The 22616-nt window shown below is 34.8% G+C and carries 24 protein-coding genes and 2 pseudogenes; 13 read left to right on the forward strand and 13 right to left on the reverse strand.

The window, feature by feature from the left end; all coding sequences use genetic code 11:
• Positions 1-3: 3 nt before the first annotated feature.
• The 4 genes from EA652_RS03845 to EA652_RS03860 all read right to left on the reverse strand — a co-directional run bounded on the left by EA652_RS03845 (position 4) and on the right by EA652_RS03860 (position 3091).
• Positions 4-1047, reverse strand: coding sequence for an AAA family ATPase (locus EA652_RS03845; RefSeq protein WP_238514224.1), 1044 nt, complete (start codon positions 1045-1047; stop codon positions 4-6).
• A 179-nt stretch (positions 1048-1226) separates the two neighbouring features.
• Positions 1227-1727 carry a hypothetical protein gene (locus EA652_RS03850; RefSeq protein ID WP_007549622.1) on the reverse strand — a complete coding sequence of 167 codons (501 nt, stop codon included), beginning with the start codon at positions 1725-1727 and terminating at the stop codon, positions 1227-1229.
• Positions 1728-1750: 23 nt separating this feature from the next.
• The gene (locus EA652_RS03855) at positions 1751-2548 is read right to left on the reverse strand and encodes an ATP-binding protein (protein WP_007549624.1); all 798 of its coding nucleotides are present in this window, start codon (positions 2546-2548) and stop codon (positions 1751-1753) included.
• Between the two features lie 51 nt (positions 2549-2599).
• Positions 2600-3091: an RNA polymerase sigma factor gene (locus EA652_RS03860; protein ID WP_012673265.1), complete on the reverse strand. Its 492-nt coding sequence runs from the start codon at positions 3089-3091 to the stop codon at positions 2600-2602.
• Between the two features lie 883 nt (positions 3092-3974).
• On the opposite strand from EA652_RS03860, the gene EA652_RS03865 reads away from it, so the two are divergent.
• From EA652_RS03865 to EA652_RS03875, 3 genes and pseudogenes are all read left to right on the forward strand, one after another.
• Entirely contained in the window at positions 3975-4445 is a 471-nt protein-coding gene (locus EA652_RS03865) for a hypothetical protein (RefSeq protein ID WP_007549851.1), read from the forward strand.
• Between the two features lie 144 nt (positions 4446-4589).
• Positions 4590-5060 carry a hypothetical protein gene (locus EA652_RS03870; protein WP_007549853.1) on the forward strand — a complete coding sequence of 157 codons (471 nt, stop codon included), beginning with the start codon at positions 4590-4592 and terminating at the stop codon, positions 5058-5060.
• A gap of 19 nt (positions 5061-5079) precedes the next feature.
• A pseudogene (locus tag EA652_RS03875) lies at positions 5080-5415 on the forward strand (ankyrin repeat domain-containing protein); the annotation flags it as partial.
• Positions 5416-5658: 243 nt separating this feature from the next.
• On the opposite strand, the gene EA652_RS03880 reads toward EA652_RS03875, so the two are convergent.
• Positions 5659-6681 carry an IS110-like element ISWen2 family transposase gene (locus EA652_RS03880; protein WP_007548332.1) on the reverse strand — a complete coding sequence of 341 codons (1023 nt, stop codon included), beginning with the start codon at positions 6679-6681 and terminating at the stop codon, positions 5659-5661.
• Between the two features lie 533 nt (positions 6682-7214).
• Here EA652_RS03880 and rpsP point away from each other — a divergent pair.
• The 4 genes from rpsP to trpS all read left to right on the forward strand — a co-directional run bounded on the left by rpsP (position 7215) and on the right by trpS (position 10170).
• Positions 7215-7535, forward strand: coding sequence for a 30S ribosomal protein S16 (rpsP, locus tag EA652_RS03885; RefSeq protein ID WP_006279266.1), 321 nt, complete (start codon positions 7215-7217; stop codon positions 7533-7535).
• A gap of 10 nt (positions 7536-7545) precedes the next feature.
• Positions 7546-8523 (forward strand): polyprenyl synthetase family protein, encoded by a 978-nt coding sequence (locus EA652_RS03890; protein WP_006280205.1) that lies wholly within the window; start codon positions 7546-7548, stop codon positions 8521-8523.
• A gap of 61 nt (positions 8524-8584) precedes the next feature.
• A complete protein-coding gene (locus EA652_RS03895; RefSeq protein ID WP_012673267.1) occupies positions 8585-9154 on the forward strand; it encodes a nucleotide exchange factor GrpE in 570 nt (189 codons plus the stop codon).
• 17 nt (positions 9155-9171) lie between these two features.
• A complete protein-coding gene (trpS, locus tag EA652_RS03900) occupies positions 9172-10170 on the forward strand; it encodes a tryptophan--tRNA ligase (protein ID WP_006280207.1) in 999 nt (332 codons plus the stop codon).
• Positions 10171-10345: 175 nt separating this feature from the next.
• Here trpS and EA652_RS03905 read toward each other — a convergent pair whose 3' ends face one another.
• The 3 genes and pseudogenes from EA652_RS03905 to EA652_RS03915 form a co-directional block, all read right to left on the reverse strand.
• Positions 10346-11107: an alpha/beta hydrolase gene (locus EA652_RS03905; protein WP_012673268.1), complete on the reverse strand. Its 762-nt coding sequence runs from the start codon at positions 11105-11107 to the stop codon at positions 10346-10348.
• A 1-nt stretch (position 11108) separates the two neighbouring features.
• Positions 11109-11636, reverse strand: coding sequence for a c-type cytochrome (locus tag EA652_RS03910; protein WP_010082469.1), 528 nt, complete (start codon positions 11634-11636; stop codon positions 11109-11111).
• A 440-nt stretch (positions 11637-12076) separates the two neighbouring features.
• Positions 12077-13332, reverse strand: a pseudogene (locus tag EA652_RS03915) (IS4 family transposase).
• Positions 13333-13513: 181 nt separating this feature from the next.
• On the opposite strand from EA652_RS03915, the gene EA652_RS06945 reads away from it, so the two are divergent.
• The 6 genes from EA652_RS06945 (at position 13514) to EA652_RS03940 (ending at position 19007) form a co-directional block, all read left to right on the forward strand.
• The gene (locus tag EA652_RS06945; RefSeq protein WP_162829040.1) at positions 13514-13678 is read left to right on the forward strand and encodes a hypothetical protein; all 165 of its coding nucleotides are present in this window, start codon (positions 13514-13516) and stop codon (positions 13676-13678) included.
• A 412-nt stretch (positions 13679-14090) separates the two neighbouring features.
• Positions 14091-14744 carry a hypothetical protein gene (locus tag EA652_RS03920; protein WP_007549147.1) on the forward strand — a complete coding sequence of 218 codons (654 nt, stop codon included), beginning with the start codon at positions 14091-14093 and terminating at the stop codon, positions 14742-14744.
• Complete coding sequence (locus EA652_RS03925; RefSeq protein WP_007549148.1) at positions 14741-15277, forward strand: hypothetical protein; 537 nt, start codon at positions 14741-14743, stop codon at positions 15275-15277. The genes EA652_RS03920 and EA652_RS03925 overlap by 4 nt, the downstream gene beginning before the upstream one ends.
• 101 nt (positions 15278-15378) lie before the next feature.
• On the forward strand, positions 15379-16647 hold the full coding sequence (gene proS, locus EA652_RS03930) for a proline--tRNA ligase (protein ID WP_007549149.1): 1269 nt from the start codon (positions 15379-15381) through the stop codon (positions 16645-16647).
• Positions 16644-17000 (forward strand): holo-[acyl-carrier-protein] synthase, encoded by a 357-nt coding sequence (locus EA652_RS03935; protein WP_007549151.1) that lies wholly within the window; start codon positions 16644-16646, stop codon positions 16998-17000. The genes proS and EA652_RS03935 overlap by 4 nt, the downstream gene beginning before the upstream one ends.
• 510 nt (positions 17001-17510) lie before the next feature.
• Positions 17511-19007 carry a proton-conducting transporter transmembrane domain-containing protein gene (locus EA652_RS03940; protein WP_006280400.1) on the forward strand — a complete coding sequence of 499 codons (1497 nt, stop codon included), beginning with the start codon at positions 17511-17513 and terminating at the stop codon, positions 19005-19007.
• Here the strand turns inward: EA652_RS03940 and EA652_RS03945 are convergent.
• The 5 genes from EA652_RS03945 to EA652_RS03965 form a co-directional block, all read right to left on the reverse strand.
• A complete protein-coding gene (locus tag EA652_RS03945; protein WP_006280401.1) occupies positions 19004-19666 on the reverse strand; it encodes a hypothetical protein in 663 nt (220 codons plus the stop codon). The genes EA652_RS03940 and EA652_RS03945 overlap by 4 nt on opposite strands.
• Before the next feature lie 58 nt (positions 19667-19724).
• Complete coding sequence (locus tag EA652_RS03950) at positions 19725-20519, reverse strand: hypothetical protein (protein WP_012673269.1); 795 nt, start codon at positions 20517-20519, stop codon at positions 19725-19727.
• Between the two features lie 73 nt (positions 20520-20592).
• Positions 20593-21414, reverse strand: a complete 822-nt coding sequence (locus EA652_RS03955; protein WP_012673270.1) for an AAA family ATPase — start codon at positions 21412-21414, stop codon at positions 20593-20595.
• Positions 21415-21431: 17 nt separating this feature from the next.
• Positions 21432-22019 carry an L-threonylcarbamoyladenylate synthase gene (locus tag EA652_RS03960; RefSeq protein WP_006280292.1) on the reverse strand — a complete coding sequence of 196 codons (588 nt, stop codon included), beginning with the start codon at positions 22017-22019 and terminating at the stop codon, positions 21432-21434.
• Positions 22020-22137: 118 nt separating this feature from the next.
• Positions 22138-22608, reverse strand: a complete 471-nt coding sequence (locus tag EA652_RS03965; RefSeq protein WP_010082479.1) for a hypothetical protein — start codon at positions 22606-22608, stop codon at positions 22138-22140.
• Positions 22609-22616: the final 8 nt, after the last annotated feature.

Consider the following 22616-nt stretch of genomic DNA (forward strand, 5'->3'; position numbering starts at 1 on the left):
AAGTTAAGCCGTAGCTATAATTTTAGAATTCTGCCAACGCCCATTTACCCTGCTAATGAATTTTGCTGGTATTGATTTACCGTTTCTTAGTTCATATACTACTTGCAAGACATTTGCACGTTTACTTGGTTGAAACATTACCATACCAGATGTATAAAAGCTTCTTAAAGCATTAGCACCAATTAAAGCTTGAAAAGGGCTTTTTGCGAGTGTAGCTGTCGATACTTTTCTGGTGTGACGTGTAATAATGATTCCAGCCATAGGATTAATTATAGAACGTAGTTTTTCTACTCTGCTTTGCAGGCCAGAAAACATATTTTCATAGTCAAGAGAATCCAAGACGATAAGGTCTATTGTTTTAAATTTTTCTCCTATGATCTCTTTTATTCTCTCTATACCTTCATCGTTTAAAGTTAATCTCATCTTTGTAGTAACAATCAAGTTTTCTTCTGCTAGATTTGGCAGCCTTTGATTGGTTATGATTTGTTGTATTCGTTCCCTGATGTAATTGTACTCCATCTCATTTTGCAGATAGATTATTTTTAGTGGCCTTGCTGATTTCATCTTAAGAAACGACACTCCTGCTGCAAGATGTGCAAGCAAAGAGAGAAGAAAATAACTTTTGCCAACCTTTGGAGTACCACCAATGACTAAAAGACCACCTGGAGTGAGAATTCGTGGAGCTATTATGTCTTCTGGTATTGGTGATTGATCACTCAAGTACTGCTTTACAGAAAATATTTTTTCTTCTCTTTTCCCCCCTTTTTTTTCTCCACTCTTTGATTTTTTATTGAGCCACTTTCTAGCAGAATATATATCACCCTTAATTAAAATCCAAAGATCAATAATATCACCACCAGTTCCTTCAGTAAAATTACGCCAATCACCAGCTTCCTTACCTACTATTTTAACTGTAATTGTATTTCCATTTAAGTTTCCAATATAAGTTTTATCTCGGTAAAACTCACCATTTGGAAGTAGGTAAGAAACACACTCTTTGATATTATCAATTAATAATGCTTTTATCTTTTCTTGCTTTTTAGACATAAAACTCCCATACATATTTTTCATACGTGTAAAGTTGAGATTAGCTAGCTCACAAACAGTTTCAAAAGATTTTGAATTCAGCCAATTAATTGCTTCTTCTCTTAGCTTTGGGTTTTTTCCTACTGCGTCCTGAATACCTCTAGTAACGACAGCAGACCAAAGCTTTTCCTCGTCGTACTTCAAAACGGGACCCAATCAGATTCAATGCTATTGTTTTGTTCTGGAGTAACAACTGCAGTAATTCTGTTCCTGTCTCCGTATCTACTATCAGCTTCAATACCAACTTTTGCAGTAAACTCTAACCCGTTAAAATCAGCTATAGAGTTGATTTTTCTAGCAATAACTGCTTTCTCTGAAGTGTCATGTGCATGAATATTTCGTGCTGACTCCAAAATACTTCTAAGCATGGAACGACCAGATTCTCCCCAAGTATCTCCTTCAACGCTTGCTTTGCCACTTTTAATACCAATTACTTGAAAAATCTTGCGTTTTGCGTATGGACCTTCAGTGACAATAAATTCAGCGTTTAAATAGATGCTGCCGGTAGCATAGCTTTTAGTAAACCAATTTTCATAACCTCCAGGCTTGATTGTCATTTTTACCTTTACTATTGTACATTTTGGTATTAATCTACTTTGCGGTTTTACAGTGTTAAAGTCAGTTAACAGGTCTTCTAACATATATCATTCTCCATGTTTAAATTTTAAAACTTGCTTTTAATCTTTGTAAGCAGCTTGCCTAAATGCGGTTCTTCAACCATACTCAGGCGTCCACTGCGGTCTTTAGCTGGGTATCCCCAAGGGTTTAAAGTGTGGCAAACAAAAGAGCGCTTCTCCGTTCCATCATCTTTCTTGATTCCAACCATACTGATTACTTCGTCAACTATCCCAGGAATTTCACTAGCAGTTTTAGTTCCTTCGCATTGAGGTAGCCAAACTGGACGATTGCAGTCATCGAGATATTGACCTAAAGTGCCAACTATAATGATGTCTTTGTCTCTGATGTGTTGAAATTGATTGAGCCAAGCCATCATTTCCTGAGCAAGTAACCCATAGGCAACTCTCATATCCTGTTTTCCTGATCTCTCAGAAAAAGCTTCAGGTTGCATTTTTGCCCATAATAGACATAAACGTGAAGCAACGGTTATGCTATCTACAAAAATGCATCGGTACTTAGAAAACTCAGAGGAAAAATCTTTGTATTTACTAGATACATGTTCATAGTGTCTTTGGCTGTATGCTTGATCAGATTTCAGTGCAGGATTAGGCCCCCCTATAAGACAAGCAATATCTCTAGCCTCATTCCAAGTGCGAATCTCAGTTGAATCTCCTTTCCAGTCTTGTACAGCTAGAAGTCCTGCTTCAAAATCAAGACAAAGTGTTGGTTCATCTATGGTCTTTAGGAGACTTGTTTTACCAATACCATAAGGACCAAAGATGACCATTTTTACAGTTGATATTGTTTGCAATCTTTCATTATTATTCAAAATTTTAAGAACCATTATTTATCCATGCTACGATGTATATATATACAAGAAAGGCAAAAATTTTGTTCAATTTTTCTTTTTGCCTGCGTAGTAAATAGAAGAAAGTTTGGCACGTATCTTCTTGATAATATTGTTTAAAGTGGTTCTTGAAACGTTGTTCATTTTGGCAACTTCATGTAAGTTGAAAAATTTAAGTTGCTCACATATATTTTGCCATTCCTTTGGTAAAACCGAGATCATATAGTCTACATCAATGCGTTTTGTTATTTCACTCTCAAGTAGCTCTGTTACATCAGTGCTAATATAGTTATTGATGTCACGTTTTGCACATCGCTGTTTCTTTAACAGGTTAATAGCTTTATTTTCAGTTAATCTTGCTACAAAGGTGTTAAAGCTACTTTTATCTTCATCATACTGATCAAGGCATGGCCAAATTTCACAGAAGAGTTCTTGCTCAAGATCTTCGTGAGCTTCATTAATAAAGCACTTAGCAAGTTTCAGTCTATAAGCTTGATATTTTACATTTTTAATAACTATATGGTAGTTTTGTAATTTCATAACTTTCCTTAAAAACAAATTGATGCTTTTAAGGATGAGAGTTATTAATGCTGTTATGTAGGACAGGAGCAAAAATAAATAATACTGATGCGATTTTTAATCTATTGATATTCTGTTATTTTTTTTTGAGAATAATACTGATGCAATTTAAAATAATACAATTCAGGTTTTTGGAACCTATTTTGAATGGATTTCAAAGAATGGGTAGCTCAGGCTTCCTAAAGTTATATTAAAAATATATAAGAATTTCATATTTTGAAATTCAATATCACCTAAAGAGCTAAAAATGTGGATTTCGCTATTAAAAGAATAGCTTAAATTTTTAAGAGGAAAATAGTTGAAAAGTATGCTCTCTATAACCTTAAGTTCCGTTCCTAATTACTGGATTCCTAAATCAGGAATTAGGAATCAGGAATCTAAAACTAGCCTGTATGGCGGGTTTTCACCATGCGTTCCTAAAACCGTTCCTAGGAACGGCATATCTGAAGTCCGCCAATATGGAGGATTCTAGCTTCCTGAAACCCTTATATATAATATATATATATAATACATATATAAAAATATACACATATATAAAAACATATAAAATATCAGATTAGAATAATAAAAGAACCTCTGAAAGTAGAAAAATCATGTTTAGAAGGTTTTTAAATAAACATCTTCAAGAAAGAGTTAATTATAAAAAATTTTCAAAAATTGAAGATTTTTTGGACGTAATTTTTTCAAATCTTGTATATATATGTACTCGGCAATTGAAAGATTTGGTAAACAAACTGGCTGTAAAAGAGTTTTCATGTTAGTTGTTAAATTTCGAAAATTAAAGATTTTTTGGACATAATTTTTTCGAATCTTGTATATATATGTACACAACAACTGAAAGGAAATGCTCACCCTAGATCTTGGCAAACAAACTGGCTGGACTATTTTAAATGATGGAATAGTGCAAAGTGGAAGTAAGAGTTTTCATGTTAGCAGGTTTAGTGGTGGTGGAATGCAGTTTTTAAATTTTCGTAATTGGCTTAATTCACTTAAGTATAAATTTCCAGGCATTGAAGTTGTGTACTTTGAAGAAGTGAGAAGACACTTGGGAACTGATGCTGCACATATCTATGGAGGGTTTTTAGCACACCTTTCTGCTTGGTGTGAGGAAAGCAATATTCCCTATCAAGGTGTTTCGGTTAAGACTATTAAACGTTTTATAACTGGCAAGGGAAATGCAAGTAAAGCTGATGTTATTGAAGCAGTGCAGAAAAAGGGTTTTTGTCCAACAGATGATAATGAAGCAGATTCTTTAGCATTAATGTTCTATGTTATGAATTTTAGTAAAGATTTTAATACACTAGAAATATCATAAAAAGTGGGTCCTTTTGGCCAGAATAGCGGATTTGGTGGTCCTGACCTCGGGCCTTCTTTAGCGTTAGACATATTTCAAATGTTAACTACTTACGAAATTATAGCTGAGAAGTGCTTGAGCAGTGCTAAAAAAGGAGAAAAAAAGGTGAGAATTACGCAAGCAGAGTGGGCAAGGGAAAAAGGATTTTCGAGGCAATATGTCTGTTCTTTAGTAAAAAAAGGAATAGTTGAGCTGGAAGATGGACTTATTGACCGAGAACAAGCAAATGAAGCGGTAGCAGCAATAAGAGATCCAAGTCAACCACTGAGGAGAAAAGAGCGCGGAGAAACACTTTCAACGATATTGCTAAAAACGCGAATAAAAAATGAAACCGAGCGTGGTAAACTTTTGGAAGCTAAAGTGAAAGCTGAAATAGGCAAATTTGTGTCAATTGAAGAGGTAAAAACTGAAGCATTTAACGTAGCAAGAGTTGTTCGTAATAATTTGCTTAATATTCCAAATAGAGTTTCAGCACTACTTGCATCACTGAGTGACACTGAAAAGATTCATATGGTACTAACTGAAGAGATTACAAACTCACTCCAAGAATTATCTAATACTAAATTTCAAATATAAAAAAGATTTTGAATATAAAATGGCTGATAACTTAAGTTTGGAGTTAATAAAGTGTCTCATTAATCAACCTGGATTAGATGTTAATGTCAGAGGGTTAAACGGAAAAACTCCACTGCATTGCGCTATAGAGTTTGATGAATTAAGCATGGTGGATTTGTTACTCACGAAGAAGAATATTAATCCTTTTGTGGAAGATAATGAAGGTAAAACATCTCTTGATTACGCCAAAGAGGGGAAAAAAGCAGAAATATTACAAGCACTAATTAATAACAAATACGGATCAGAGCAAGATAGTTTACTTCATTTAGCTGCAATGATAGGTGAAGTTAATGCAGTTAGATATTTGATCAGAAAAGATACCGTCTTGTTAGTCAACAAAAAAGTCATAAAAATTCTCCAAATTGCATAATAAAATCAAAAAATACTTCCAACTGTGTAGCAGTATACAGATTATAGTTAGTGGATATGTTGATAAGTAAATTAGTTACATATAAAACAGCAGAAATTTACTTATCAACATATCCACTAACCAACAACATTCAATAAATTTGTGTAAGATGCCATTTTACATAAGATGAATTAGAAGCATTTTTTGATTTTAAAGTACTAAACCTTCAGTTAACCTTTTAGCCCTATAGTTCTTGATATGATCTGGATCAAAGGCCTTTTTTGAACTTAAAACACCAAAAACTATATGAAGTAACTTACGCATTGCAGCACCAACTATGGCCATAGCATGCTTGCCTTTCTCTTTTAATCTTTCGCAAGAAGCCATAATGATAGGATTATGCTTTTTAGCTGCTATAGCAGGAAAGTACATTGCTTTACGTAATGTTCGTGAACCGGTTTTACTTAATCTGGGCTTGGCATGTACGGATGAGCCTGATGTTATATTTTGTGGTATAGTTCCAGCATATGCTGCCAATTGCCTAGCATTTATAAAGGCTTTTATACCAGGAATTTCAGCTAAAATAGCTATTGCTGTTTCCTCTCCTATTCCTGGAATAGTTAATAGGAGTTGAAAATCTTCCAACAATTCTTTGTGTTGTTTTAATAGTTCGCGTATGGAGTTTTTTATTGTTTCTATTTTTTGCTCTATGTTCATTGCAAGGTCTTCCCAAGCATTTGCAACTTCTTTAGGCAGTCTCTCTTTCTTTTCTAAATGATTATTTGCTAATGTTAACTCATCCTTTAACGCATTTGAGCAACGATAAAGATGTTTTAATTTTTTCTTTTCAGGAGAAGGTGGTGTCCAACGAGAAGGTTCCTGTCTTTGACAATAATCTGCAATAATCTCTGCATCAGTCTGGTCATTCTTTTGTCGTGTAAGCTTACTTTTTGCATAAAATCTTATGCAAGCTGGGTTTACAACACTAACGAAATATCCAGCGTTGTGGAGGAACTCAGCCAAAGCTTCGCTATAACAACCAGTGGATTCCATGCAAGCTTTTACTTCTTCTACGTTATGTTTTTGTAGAAAGTTCAGTAGACCTTGAAACCCAGTATCATCATTTTTAAATTTCCTTTTCCTAGTTTCACGCTTTCCTTTTTTACTTATGAATGAGAGAGAAACATCAAAGCGTTCTTTTGAAACATCTATACCTAAAAAGTTGTTGATCATATATAACTCCATATACTACTATTAAAAATGAAAAGTAAGGCTTACCTTGTGAATACAGAATTAGAACCATTTAGGCCTTTCTACGATACCGTCCAGCCTCTACTTTTGAGAAGGGAACTCTTTTCTTTTCTACAGATTTTATATCTAAGGAATCTTCCAGAGTTCTTCCCTTCTCCACCTAATGCTTAAGCTTAAAAACACTAGATGCTTTTTTCAAGATACAAGATGTCATCCCAGTGCCCAGACACTGGGATCCAGGAATTTTATTAAGTTGGTAAGCATAAAAGTAGCCGTTTTATGTTAAAATACAACGTTTTAATGATTAAAAAAAGGCTGGATTCCAGTGTCAAGCACTGGAATGACACCATTTGCTGTGCAATTTACCTTCAAAAATGAATGTTCGTATAGCTGTGCGCCCGGCACTGCCCTACATTATTGGTAATTATATTATAAGGTGCAAAAGTTGTATAATTCATTTGACTTAAAACGGCTCATTGTATAAAATTGTGGCTAATATATGAATAAAGGTTAACATGGCAGTTAAAATAAGGTTGGCGAGGTTTGGCGCAAAGAAACGCCCTTTTTATAGGATAGTTGTAGCTGATTCACGAGCACCAAGAGATGGGCGTTTTATTGAGAAAATAGGACAATATGATCCAATGTTACCAAAAGACAATAAAAATCGTGTTGTGGTGAAAGCTGATAGATTAAAACATTGGCTAAGTGTAGGCGCGCAGGCAACTGAAAGAGTACTGTGGTTTATCAAAAAAGGCATAGTAACTTTAGAAACAGAACCAAAGAAAACAGAAAAGAAGAAAGTAGAGAACGAGAAAGCACAAGGGCAAGAGGCATAAGTCTCTTAAAATGCTAATAACAAACAGCGATAAATTAGACGATATTGTATCTTCTGATTTGTCAGCTATGAATGACTTTGTCTTCAAAAATGTCAATGATGAAGATGCTAAGCTTGCTACTGATATTATATCTCATCTTGTTAGGTCAGGTGGAAAAAAAATAAGGCCTAAACTAGTTTTTATTATATGTAAAATGCTAAACTATTCTGGGGAGAATAGGATCAACGTTGCTGCATCGGTAGAGTTTATACACAATGCTACTTTACTTCATGATGATGTGCTCGATGAAAGTGAGGCACGCCATGGAGTTAAAACAGCGAATAAGATTTGGGGAAATAAATCAAGCATTTTAGTTGGTGATCTATTGTTGACTCTAGCATTTAGATGGCTTATAGAGTGTGGAAATTTAAATATTCTCTCTATTTTATCTAAAGCATCGCATTTACTTGTGAAGGGTGAAATAAAGCAGATGACAGCACGCTTTGACCCCCACACAGTCAGGGAAAATTATTTTGATATCATTGGAGAAAAGACAGCATCTTTATTTTCTGCATGCTGTGAAGCTGCATCAACAGTATCTGGTGCAACAAATGACGAAACAGAGAGGCTAAAGAATTTTGGTTTTAATTTTGGTATGGCATTTCAAATAGTTGATGATATGCTCGATTATACTGCTAATCAAGGCACTTCTGGAAAGCAAGTCGGAAAAGACTTTTTCGAAGGTAAAGTCACCTTACCTGCTATTATAGCATACGAAAAGGGCAGTCCAGCAGAGCAAAAATTCTGGGAAAAATGCTTTTCTTCAGCTAGACACAATTTTGACCAAGCATTACACTATATTAATCACCATAATGCCATTCAGCTTTCTATGGAAAAAGCTAGACACTACATTAATATGGCACAAAATGATATTAGTACTTTTTCTGATTCTTTTTATAAAACTACTTTAATTAACTTTTTAAATGCGAGCATAGAAAGACGAATGTAGCTGGCGCTTGATATTTTCAGATTAATTGTTATATATTTATTAGATTCTTAAGGGTAATGATATGTCAGATAGCAGTAAGGAGAAAAAGAAGAAGTTTGCTGATATGGTAAGTAGGCAGAAAGGTGACGACCAACAAAGTGATAACCATAAGCAAACTGATGATTTAAATGAAGATCTCAATACATTAAAAGAACGTGCAGTTCAGCTTGAAGATCATTTACGCCGTGCTGTTGCAGATAATGAAAACGTCAAACGTATAATGCAAAAGCAAATTAGCGATGCAAGTGACTACGCAGTCACAAAACTTGCACGTGATATGATCGACTCGTGCGACAATTTAAAAAGAGTAATGGAAATTTTGAAAGACGGTGATCCTGTTCATGAGGGGATTAAAGTAGCTTATCAAAAAATTATAAATGATCTAAAAAAACATGGAATAGAGGAAGTAGATCCACTTGGTGAGCTTTTTGATAGTAATTTACACCAAGCTGTTGTGGAAAGAGAAGACAATGAAAAAAAGCCTGGCACCATTGTAGAAGTACTACAAACTGGTTATACTATCAAAAATAGGTTGCTCCGTCCTGCAATGGTTATTCTTTCTAAGAAATCTGCTGATTGTGGAAGCGATTAGCATGAGGTAAATGTATAATGACAAGTATTGTCTTTTCAGGTATCCAGCCAAGTGGCGTACTACATTTAGGTAATTATCTTGGTGCAATCAAACAGTGGATAGACTTACAGGATAAATACAAATCTCTTTTTTGTATTGTCGACCTACACGCAATCACAGCAAATAAGCTTCCCGCAAGTGAATTAAAAAGTAATATTTTCAAAACAGCAGCAGCTTATATTGCATGCGGAATAGATACAGAAAAGTCCATTATTTTTAGTCAGTCCACAGTTAGTGGTCATGCAGAACTGGGCTGGCTGCTTGGATGCTATACACCAATTGGTTGGCTTAATCGCATGACTCAATTTAAAGATAAAGCTGGCAGCGATAAACAAAAAGCCTCTCTTGGATTATATAGTTATCCAGTACTTATGGCTGCAGATATATTGTTGTATCAAACTAAATACGTTCCTGTTGGTGATGATCAAAAACAGCATTTGGAGCTTGCACGTGATATTGCATCAGCTTTTAACAATCATTATAAGCTGGATTATTTCATCGTACCTGAAATCTTAACTTTGGATTGCACATCAAGGATAATGAGCTTAAGGGATGGCACAAGCAAGATGAGTAAATCTGATCCTTCAGAACATTCGTGCATTAACCTTGATGATACGGATGACTTAATTGTCAAAAAAATAGAAAAAGCAAAAACAGATTCAATTCTAGGCTTTGCTACTTTAAAGTGCCGACCAGAAATAAGCAATTTGATAAACATTTATTCAGTGCTTAGTAATGTAAATGCAGAAAAAGTATGTGAAGAAGTGAACAAACATGACATGAAGCACTTCAAAAAAGAGTTAGCTGATTTAATTATCAGTGTTATATCACCCATACGTGAGAAAATGAATGATCTTTTAAAAGACCAATTCCATTTACATGAAATATTAAAAAAAGGCACAAAGAAAGCAGCAGAAATTGCAACCCATAATATAAAAGAAATCAAGGATATTATTGGATTTGCTCAATATCTGTAAGGTTCCAAAGTGTGATGGTGCGAACCGTCATACCGCCGCGGTATCTCAGCCGCTAACACGTAGCGGGATGACGGTTTTTCAAATTGTCGGTAAATCTAAGTCAGTTTAGCTATAGGCAGCAATTTTCTGTATTTATTTTAAGTTGAAGAAAGCTCAAATGAAAAATCGTGTTTTGCTAAAAATCACAGAATGCAGTCTGGTTACAAAATTCTCTAATGGTCTTAAATAAAACTTCCAGTGAATGATTGTCAGACATATTGTGCTCTGCTGATTTTATTAAGTGTACTTCAACATCGGTTGACTTAATTTTTTCAGCTAAATTCAATGAAGTTTGATAAGGAACATCTTTATCATTAATGCTATGCAGCAAGCGCACAGGACAGTTTATATCTATTGTCTTTTTGTTTAAAAGAAGGTTCTTTCTGCCATCTTCGATCAAATTTTTAGTTATTTTGTATGTACAATGCTCTGAAGTAAAATCTATTACACCTTTAGAATCTAGTTCTTCTTTTTGCTTGCCTGACAATTGCTTGAATATCAAATCTTCAGTAAAATCGGGAGCAGACGATATACCAATTAGTGCTGCAATTTTTTCTGGAAATTGAAGGGCAGTGAGCAACATCAGCCACCCTCCCATACTTGAACCTATAATTATTTGTTTATCGCTAGTTAATTCACTCATTACTTTAGCACAATTTTTTTGCCAATCACTTATCGTGTAATCAATAAAATTACCACTTGAATGACCGTGACCAAAATAATCAAATAGCACAAGTGCTACGTCATTTTCTTGGCAAAATTTGTAAATAGCAGTTGCTTTAGTTCCATCCATATTGGATGCAAATCCACCGAAAAAAACTACAGAAGCTTTCTTTCCTTGTAGCTTTCGATATGCTATGTGACCATTATTTCCATCAAACAATTTACAATAATCCATACTACTTTGGCAAAGCAACCGGGCTATCACTCAATTGATGCAAATAACTAACTAGATCTGCAATTTCTTGTGGATTGGAAATACCTGCAAATGCCATACGTGTACCTTTTATATAGGCTTTTGGGTTCTTTAAAAAGGCAAATAGCTCCTCATACCCCCATTTTCCACCTCTTTCAAGCACTGCTTTTGAGTAATTGAATGAGTTACCAAGATGGGCCTTTTTATTTCCAACTATGTTCCATAAGTTTGGTCCTACTTTATTCATTCCACCTTTCTCAAAACTATGGCAGGCTATACATTTTTTTGCTGCTGATTTACCTTTCTCAAAGCTAGCATTCTGCATGAGCGCTCCAATATCAAGCGCCACTTGCTCGATTTTTTGCTGGAACTCATTGCTGCCAGCAGCTACTATCGTTTGGTGTTCAATCTTATATTCTTCTGGACTGTAAAGCATATCAACTACATTACTAACTATCATAATGATTAGCCCAGAAAGTAAAATCGATGCTGCAATCTTATTAAGCTCCATAGTTAATTTTTATTAAGTAATGTTACTTAAATTATGCGAATATTTTCGCAAATAGCAACCAATTACCTTGAAGCTCGCTAAAGATGAGAGTCTCTATAGCTGACCCAAGAAAGGTTTTCCTACGTCCATACCGCCGCGAACCGTCATACCGCGATTCATTCGCGGTATCTCAGCCGCTAACAAGAGATCCCGCTAACAAGTAGCGGGATGACGAGGTTCACTGCCATTAAGTTAAGGAAAGAATGGTTAAAAACTGAACTAAAAAGTCAGAAATAATTAAGGATTTATGACAAATGCTGAAACAGAATAGAGTAAACTTTAAAGCAGATAAACTCTGAAGTGTAAATTACTTAAGAAATAGTTTGTTTAGAAGTCATTTTACAGGAGCTATGGCAATAAGCTACCCAGTTATTATCAGAAGATATGAATACTACCTCTAGTCAAAATATGTGTTTTCTAACCCTTTTTTGGTAATTGAACGAACGAAGATAAGGTACCTTATGACGATCAACTTTCCTTCCCTTTCTTACCGCCAAAGTGTTCATCAAAAATAGCTTTGATAATTGATCCATAATGCAGTCAGTATCTGATTCCGTAGCAAAAATGTCGAAAGCCAAGTTTTTGATCGCGTTAAATGAGACAGATTTGTTAATGCTCCTCTTAAGCTTATCATCGGTTAAGTCCATATTCAACGCTTCTTCTACATCTTCTGTCATAACACTTTCTAGGTTGCTAATAAAGATAGCTGACCAAAAATCCTGTTTAACAGACTCAACACTTTTTCCTGTAAAATTTTCTAGACTTAGTCTTCCTTTGAGTTTTGCAAAAAATGTCTCAACTCCCCAGCGTAAAAAATATAACTCCTTAAATCCTCCAGTTTGAAACTTTTGTTCATCCATTAATGATGTAGCTAACACTTCAATTTCACCAGATGGCAGTACCACTTTGAAGCGTTATTCCACTATTTTCTTGTTTTATCTTACGCTGAGCACATATGGTAACCTCAACACTAGATGGGCTTTTTTCTTCAAACATAGCATTCACTTCATTAAAAGATGATCTGGGACATCGAATGACATAAGCAATTTTTCTTTTTGTAAGGCTAGAAAGAAATTTATAAGATAAATATACAAATCAGTAAGTCATTAGTATTTACAACTTTAAGCATTTCATCTGCTAAGTTAATTTCATGAGTGTTACCTCTATCTAACACTGACCTTATGGCAACATTATTTAGCACATCTTAACAAACCGCAAAGGTTGCACTTGCATAATCACCTAAATCTTTTGGTTTTTGGTTACGTATTTTTCTTGAGCCAAATTCATTTTTTATTTCAACGCTTGTTGGTAAAATGATTTTGGAGGCATCAAGAGCTAACACTCTAAAGCCAAAACAAGTTTTAAATTTTTGGTCTTGGTAGTACAAGGAAACCACACCTTCGTTAATTTCTGAAAATGCACTGTGTTTCATTTTTTTTCTTGCTTGACTAAAAGCACTAGCAGTAACGGTATAGTCTTTTTTCCTATATAAAATAAATTCGTTTAGTATTACTTGCAGCGACTTTACACTTTTTCTTAAAATTAAGATAAATATGTCAATAAAAGATAACTTCCTCTTTCTCATAAAATCTTTTGAAGATGATTTATGGGATTCTATAAATTCTAGACTTGCCAATTCATTTTGAATAAATTTTATTACTGCCTTTTTTACTCATACTACCTTTAAACTTATTGGTATACATCATTATCCCATAAAATCTATCTTTTTTCCTTAACTTAATGGCAGTGAGACGAGGTTATCGTCATGCCGCCACGAACCGTCATACCGCGATTCATTCGCGGTATCTCTTAGCCGCTAACAAGTAGCTGGATGACGATTGTCAGGGTGTAATCCCAGTGTCCCTATGATGTCATCCCAGTGCCCAGACACTGGGATCCAGGAAAGTTTGCTTGTAAGCAAGCAAACTAGCACAGAAAGTGGTTACAACATTTTCGATGAGATTATATGGAAAACTGGATCCCAGTGTCAAGCACTGGGATGACAAAAAAAGGAGCACTGGAATGGCACCATTTGTTATGTTTAACAAAGTTCGTACTTAGCTTCATGTTAGCCATAAATATTTAAGAAATTTACCAAATGGAAAAAAAGGCAAAAGAAGCCCCATGGTTAACTAGTTCTGACACTGGTTTCCATCCAAGACGGCAGTAGCCCCTTCGGTGTCATTCCAGTGTCAAGCACTGGAATGACAAAGGAGAGCAGTGTCAGCTACTTGGATGACACCTTTTTTCTACTTAGTGTGGGTTATACAAGAAGTCTATTGTATAGCTATTGCTGATCGTATATTACTTATAGCTTATCTATTCAAATTTTGACTTTATTTTTCATAATTCATTATTGACAGAAATTATTAATTGGGTTATTATTAAATTATCGTTAACAAGTGAGGCAAAGAAATGATGACATCCAATAATTCTTCATTGCTAAAAGATAGTCAGGAGCTTACTAAAACTAAGGGGACTATATGGAAACCTTTAATTGCTGTTTCATTATTATCTGTATTTAGTTTCACATCTGGTCAATATCTTCCTTATGTTATTGCAGCAGTTTCTGGTTCTGGTGCCATTGCAGCAGTTCCTTTAGCAATTTTTGCTGTTTCTACGGTTGTTGCACTTATTTCAGTGACATATCTTGTTAAACTGGCTATTTCTAGAGATGATAATAAGAAAGAAGTAGGTCTTAATGGACAGAAATTCGGCCATACTCCATCTCAAGAACCACAAAAATTTGTGTGTAAAAATTGTACTAATCTGGAGAATAAATCAAATGTACCTACTCCTCAATCACCTCCAGTAACATTGGGTACACAACCAAATCCAAGTGTCAGTGTACCACCGCCACCACCTCCTCCATTGCCACAAGATGCTGCACTACCACCTCCGCCTCCGCATTTTTTTACAGCTTCCAAGCGTACGGAGCAACCTAAGAATGATGCACCGAAGAAGGCTGGTGAACCTGAGAATAATAATCATTCTACTCTGTTTGAACAGATAAGAGGAGGTACTACGTTAAAAAGAGTGAGCAGCAACAAAATTTTACAAATGAATTGAAAGCAAAATTAGAAAGTAGTGGGGGCACTGACAAAAAAGAAAGACCAGAAGAGTTTGCTGCAAGAATAGATAGGGAGCAAGCAGAGAGAAAGAAGTCGGATGATAATGATTCAGAGTGGACAAAGAGACTTAAGGAGAGAGCAGCAGTCATGCGATTCTCAGATAGTGAAAGTGAGCATTCTGATTCTATTAGCGATTCAGATTGGACTACAGGTGAAAGCAAAGACACACAGAAAGAGATAGAGCAGGAAAAAGAGGAGCAGACAAAACACACAAATCCCCCATCAAGCAAGGAAGAAAGAAGCAAAAGTTCTGACAGTGGTATAGAATCTAGAGCCACATCTCCGATACATCCTGAACAAAAGACAGAGGAGTCACCAAGTTCGTGTGTTGATTCACCACAAGTAAATAATGTTGACCCAGTGGATAATGAGGTGCAAGATCCACCTCCTCTTTCTGTTGAGGATTGCATAGCACAGTTTGGTGGAAAAGCGTTGCCATGGCAAAAACAATTTGTTGCACGAAGACAATGAGCTATATGAAATGGTCAAGACGCACTTCCCTTCTTTTTCAAAATAAGTTTACCTACAGGTCTGATTGTATTAAGATTACTTAATACAATCAGATCTATTATATGCGTTTATCCAAGTATTACTTACCAACTCTAAAGGAAAAGCCTGCCCATGCTAAAATTATCTCCCATCAATATTCTTTACGTGCAGGTTTAATAAAGCAGATAGCATCTGGCATTTATTCCTGGTTACCACTTGGTCTCTTAGTGCTTAAGAATATTGAAGACATCATCAGAGATGAAATGGATAAATCTGGCGCTATTGAAGTGTTAATGCCTTGTGTCCAACCAGCAAATCTTTGGCGAGAATCAGGGCGTTACGATGATTATGGTAAGGAAATGCTACGCATAAAGGATAGGCATGAGGAAGATATGCTTTTTGGTCCAACGCATGAGGAGGTAGCAACTGATTTAATTAGAGATGTGGTAAAAAGTTACAAAGATTTGCCACTTTGTTTATACCAAATTCAATGGAAGTTTCGTGATGAGGTAAGACCACGTTATGGTGTTATGAGGGGCAGGGAATTTTTGATGAAGGATGCATACAGTTTTGATGTAGATTACGAAGGTGCACTGAATTCATATAATTTGATGTACAAAACTTACATAAAAATCTTCAAACGCATGGGACTTACCCCAATTGGAGTGAGAGCTGATACGGGGCCAATTGGAGGAAATTTGAGCCACGAGTTTCATATATTGGCAAACACTGGTGAAAGCACTTTATATTACGACAACAAATTTTCTGAGTTGCTAGAAAGCGAAGATGTTGAAAGTTTGAAGAGTATATACGCAGTTGCAGATGATATGCATGATCCTGAGACTTGCCCTATATCACAAGAGCAGTTAAATGTTAGTAAAGGTATTGAAATAGGGCATATTTTTTATTTTGGCGACAAATACTCAAAGCCTATGAAGGCAAGTGTTACTTCTCAAGATGGAAAAAATGTCAATATACATATGGGTTCGTATGGCATTGGAGTTTCAAGGCTTGTCGGTGCAATAATAGAAGCTTTTCATGATGATAAAGGAATTATCTGGCCAGAATCGGTGGCTCCTTTCAGAATTGGTTTAATCAATTTACAAACGAAAGTAACGGAGGCTGCAGATAAAATATACAAAGCTTTGAAGAGCGATGAAGTGCTTTACGATGACACGGAAGGAAGTGTAGGAGTAAAATTTTCTAGAATGGATCTGATAGGCTTGCCGTGGCAAATAATTGTCGGAAAAAAGGCAATAGATGAAAAGATAGTTGAAGTAAAAAATAGAGCAACTGGAGAGGTAAAGGAAATGCAGATTGAGGAAGCAATAAATCACTTTAGCACAAAATGATACACGGTATCGGCACTGACATAGTATATATACCAAGAGTATCGAGGATATTACAAAAATACGGGGAAAAATTTCTCAATAGAATCTACACTGAGAAAGAAATAGAGCTAAGTAGAAAGTATAATAGTCAAGAAATGCGAGCAAGGTATTTCGCTAAGCGTTTTGCGGCAAAGGAGGCTTTTGTTAAAGCACGAGGTAGTGGTCAGGGTATTATAATGAAAGATATAGAAATATACAATGATGTAAGAGGCAAGCCATATCTTACCGTTAGCAAGGATTTTATCTCCAAAATTCATCTTTCTCTGAGTGACGATGGAGATTACGCTACTGCATTTGTTGTAATTTGCGTCTAGCAGATATTGTTTCAATTTATGCAGTTGACTTTATGCTATCTATATAGCTAAACCGACTTACAACAATTTGAAAAACCGTCATCCCGCTACGTGTTAGCGGGATCTATGCCGAGATACCGCGGCGGTATGACGGTTCGCGGTGGCATGACGATAAGCTCGTCATCCCGCTACGTGTTAGCGGATGAGATACCGCGAATGAATCGCGGTATGACGTAACGACAAATTCGTCATCCCGCTACGTGTTAGCGGGATCTATGCTAAGAGATACCGTGACGGTTCGCGGTGGCATGACGATAACCTCATATCCCGCTACTAGTTAGCGGATGAGATACCGCGAATGAATCGCGGTATGACGTAACGACAAATTCGTCATCCCGCTACGTGTTAGCGGGATCTAGAGATACCGCGGCAGTATAGCTATAGCATATGCAACAACTAAAAAAACATAGCGGTTTTTCTATGATTTTAGTATAATTCTAGCTTTACCTAAACAAAAAGATGAATTATTTAATGGACTGTGTTTTAACGTCTCTTTCCTTACCATTTTCAATTACCGAGAATTATTTATTAATTACTGCGTTGATTCCACTTTTAAGTGCGTTAGTTATTTTTTTTACTGGTAAATGGCCCAGAGTGAACAATAGTATTACTGTCACTTCTTCTGTACTTCTGTTTACGTATACGTGTCTGTGCACTTTATATTGGGTATATGGTGATCATTCTCAATTTATTCTCATGGATTTTGGTAATAATTTGCACATTAGTTTAAAGCTAGAGTCTACCGGAGTAATATTCAGTTTATTAATATCTTTTTTATGGATACTAACCAGTATATATGCAATATGTTATATGCAGAATAACTATGCTGATAGCAATCACTCAAGTTTTCTATGCTTTTTTTCAATATCGATTAGCTGTGCAATGTTTATTGCTTTTTCTGGAGACTTGCTCACTACATTTGTCTTTTATGAGCTTCTAACTATTAGTACATACCCTCTGGTTACTTACAACTCAACAAATGAATCAATGATTGCAGGACGCTATTACTTTGGCGTGCTATTTTTCTCTTCTTTGGTATTGTTTTTTCCTGCAATAGGCCTTTTATATAATGAATTTCATACTTTAGACTTTGTAAGCGGTGGAATATTCAAATTTGATACTTCACTCATCACTTTCATTGCAGTGTGTTTTGCTATGCTGATTTACGGAATAGGAAAAGCTGCATTAATGCCAATGCATTTTTGGTTACCAAAAGCAATGGTTGCACCAACTCCTGTGAGTGCACTACTGCACGCTGTTGCTGTTGTGAAATCCGGAGTTTTCATCATCATAAAAGTTATATTATACACTTTCGGCGTCGATAACATGCAACGTTTTGTGCAGCAAAATTGGTTCACTGGAGGGTGGCTTCCATACGTTGCTGGATTTACTATTATTACTGCATCATTGATTGCATTAAAGCAAAAAGAATTAAAGAAATTGCTTGCTTACTCTACCATCTCTCAATTGTCGTATATTATATTATTTGCTTCAATTTTTAGTGAGCTCAGCATGAGGGTTGCAATTTTTCAATTAGTTTGCCACGCATTTGCAAAAATCACTTTGTTTTTCATTGCCGGAGCAATAATAACGAGAGCAGGTGAGAAATATATAGATAAGATTTACGGTATAGGACGCAGTATGCCAATTAGCATGACAGCATTTGCTATAGGTGCATTGTCTATGATAGGGGTGCCGCCTGCTCCGACTTTTTGGGGTAAATTTCTCATTTTTCAAGCTGTTTTCAACTCTGGCAATGTAATACTTTCTGTGTTTGTAACTTTAGTGTTAATTGTTAGTACTATACTCAACGCTCTGTACTTTTTGCCGATAATCTACAACGCCTTTTTCTTAAAACCTTCTCAGAATTACTTTATTAAAAAAACGCCAATTCTTCTAGTTTTACCTCCAGTTATTACTGCTATGTGCACTTTGGTTATTTTTTTTAGCTACCAAGTAATATTTTAAAATCTGTATTTATAACCATTAACAATAAATTTAAATGGTATTATACCAGCCAGAGTTGCTTTTATATTCGACAAAGTGAAGCTAATCTCCACAGTATCCTCCTTATTTTGCTCGGTTGTAAAAACTACAGTAGCATTTCCAGCAAATGTAACTAAGTCCTTGGTCGATCGATCAATAGATAATGTTATTACATTTATGTTGGCGATTTTTCTTTTAGATAAAGACAAATTACCAGCTTCATTATTCGTTTTTTCCTGAAAGCCTTGATAGATTTTATGTATAGAATTGTTTCTTATAAAATTTTCTTGGTACTTCGGTTCAACGGTCTTAATGGACTCGTATATTTCAATGTATTTACTTATTAAGTACCTCGCTGTGGAAGTGTATTCATCTTCCTTTTTACTGAAACTAAGCTTATGCATTGCAGAGAACTCATCTTCTGTGTGGTTCATATACTTCACAAAATTTAAATCTTTTTTAACAGGAAATAACAGGTATATGTTTAATGTTAATAAACATAAGCATACTAGGAGAAGCGATACTATTAATGCCATCCAAGATCTTTCTGCTACACAAAACAGATACCTATGGCAGTACCATTCGACTGCTTTACTGAAATAACTTTTGTTTTTTACTGATTCAAGCAATTTATCTTCCATAACACAATGCTACCAAATCCAATTATAATAACAACAAGATTAGATACTCTAAAAAACTTTAAAATATGTCTAAATTTTCCAAAATAGGATGAATGATTATATCACCTTGTTCCGCAATAAGGTAGAATTTATCGATTTTGCTCACATCTATATTTATCATTTTTACACTGAAATTTTCAGGATCATAAGTATTACTTTCTACACTTTTGTGATAATTATAATAATGTAATTTATTTTGATCATCAAAATAACCAAATTCATCAGCAAAGGTTCCCACTTTGCTACCTTTACCACTTTTGACTAGCTCAAATAGATCAATTACATGGTTTTGGGATCCAGGCTCAATAGGCCCTTCTGCAGCAAAAAATTTAGGTGCATGACCAATGTATTCCTTAAATTTTAGATTATGAGTCTTTTTTACACTACCAAAATCCACAAATTTATATTCATCTGAAATACCAGAATATTGTGGATCATACTTTTTATATTCAAAAAACTCATTACCTAAAAAATTACAAAACGTTAATTTATAATTATCATGATCGGATTTAACGACTTTAAGGTAATGAAAATCTCCAGGAATCTTTACTTCCTCTTCCGTAATATGATTACGTACAACAAGCTCACCATTTAGCATATGATAGCCAATTTTTGGCAAAGTAGCTATATTGATTGTCTTGTTTAGCTTAAAATTTGCTTCATAAATGCCACTTAACAACTCCTTTCCTTTTTCTAGGGTTATGTCTTGATCTGAAGCTATATTCTTAATTAAGCTTAATTTTTTCTGCATGTTCAATATGGCTTTCGTCAAAACTTCTATTGATTGCCATACAGTTAATTTATTATCAGTCAAATTATATACTTCGAGTATTAAATTAACAGAATTTTATCATGAATTTATGTTAAAAGTATTATACTTTGTAAACTTATGTCATGATATTAACTACATTAGCTAAAACATGCTTTTTATCTAAGTGGAGTTGCTTTGCGGCAACGAAAAGTTCATCTATTTTTTTCCACTGACTTAGCAGAATTTCAACACCATTTACCTCTCTCTTTATGCTTTCTAAAATGAAGGCCTGAATTATATATGATGCTAGTTCTAGTTCGATTTCGCTATTAATTACTTTATTAATCATATTGGGATTCTTTAAATCATGAAGAAATTTATAAAAGCATTTGTATGCTTCATAAGCATCACTACTTATTGTATTTATTATCATTCCTGGCATTCCAGGAAATAAAGTAATCATTTCGTCAAACGTTTGATTATCAAATTTACATTGAGATGAAACAACTTGCTTTGTTTCATCATAAGTTAATGGAAGTAAATTCAGCTGAAAGCACCTACACAAGATAGTGGTTTGTATATCATATGGCTTATGGCTAATTATAAATATCTTAGAATTTTTTGGCGGCTCTTCTAATATTTTCAATATTGCGTTTTTAGCGTTATTAGTCATTGCCTCTAAGCTATCTATTATAGCTATTTTGTGTTCTGATTGAATGGGACTTAAGTGTAGAAAGTTTTTCATTTCTCTGACTTTTTCTATTCCGATAGTATCACCTTCAACAATGTGTAAGTCCAATGCTACTTCATTATAGTTTTTTATGAGTAACCAATTGGAGAAGGATTTTGCAAGTGTTGCTTTTCCTATACCTTTTTTACCACAGATCAGCCAAGACTGAACAGATAAGTTGTTCATTATTTTTTTTTTGGCTTGGTTGTGGCCTATTACTTTTTTCATTCTTTCTCCTATAGATTTTAGTTTGAAAATGCGTTGTTTACTGTTTGTAATGAAATTGCACCTTCCCTTAAAACCTTAATCTTATCTTCGGTTAAGTCAATAATAGTAGATTCTATACCAGAAACTAGTTCGTCATCTTCAATCACTACAGATAAATGTTGCTTAATGGATTGTGGTATATCGTTTGCCTTACATACACTTTCTTTTCCTGAAATATTTGTACTAGTTGCAACTATTGGAACTTTCAGTTTGTTTAGTATTGAAATTGCAATAGGATGCTCAGGAATTCTGATACCTATACTATCTTTAAAGAATTCGTTTGGCAATATGTTGTTGTTTTTAAGTGGTAAAATATAGGTAATTGGTCCAGGAGAAAAGTGGTTTATTAAATCAATATATCTTTCCTTTACCTTTGCTATTTTTGTCAAATTGTAAATATCACTAACAAATATAGACAGTGGTTTATTTTGAGAGCGTTTCTTTATCTGATATATTTTTCCTATAGATTCATTATCTAGTGCATTACAAGCAAGAGCATACACTGTTTCTGTTGGAAAACACACTAATAAATTGTTCTGTATTGCATTTATTATTTTAGATACCATATAGCTAAAAACTTATTCATAACAACTAGATCAGTTTTGTTGCACTGTATCTTATATAGTAACTGCTAGTTTTTGTAAACGTAATGCAACGCAGCTTACCATTTGTTATGCAGATTTGCTACAACCCAAACTCTTCATTGACTTTATCAATTATTGCCTGTGGTGGATCCTCTCCCCATCCTGAATACAAAATCTCTCCATAGTCTGCAACATCTATAGAGCCAGTTCTGCTTTTTGCTAGAAACATTTCTCTTTTCTCTTTATCAACTAATACATAATGCCACGCTGATTTTCCACGATCTTTACCACGGACTAAGTATATAAGATCTGACCTACTTCTTTTTGTTGCATCAGCAAAAGATCTTTCATTGACAGTTCTGCTTTTACTTTTTATGCCGCCACTTTCAGAAAAAGCTTCCTTGGATTCGGTTTTTTTGCCTGCTAATTCAGAAATTTTTCCTTTTTCCCCTAATGCCCGTTCTTTGGTGTTTTGAGACGAATACTTACTGGAAAAACCTTCCCCTGTACCGCCAGGAGTCCTGTTTGTGAAACGCTTAGTAAATGAATTATTGTCGTTGTTTTCTGCCATAAAAATCT

Origin of the sequence: Wolbachia endosymbiont of Drosophila ananassae, assembly GCF_008033215.1 — a bacterium.
Classification (GTDB): domain Bacteria; phylum Pseudomonadota; class Alphaproteobacteria; order Rickettsiales; family Anaplasmataceae; genus Wolbachia; species Wolbachia pipientis.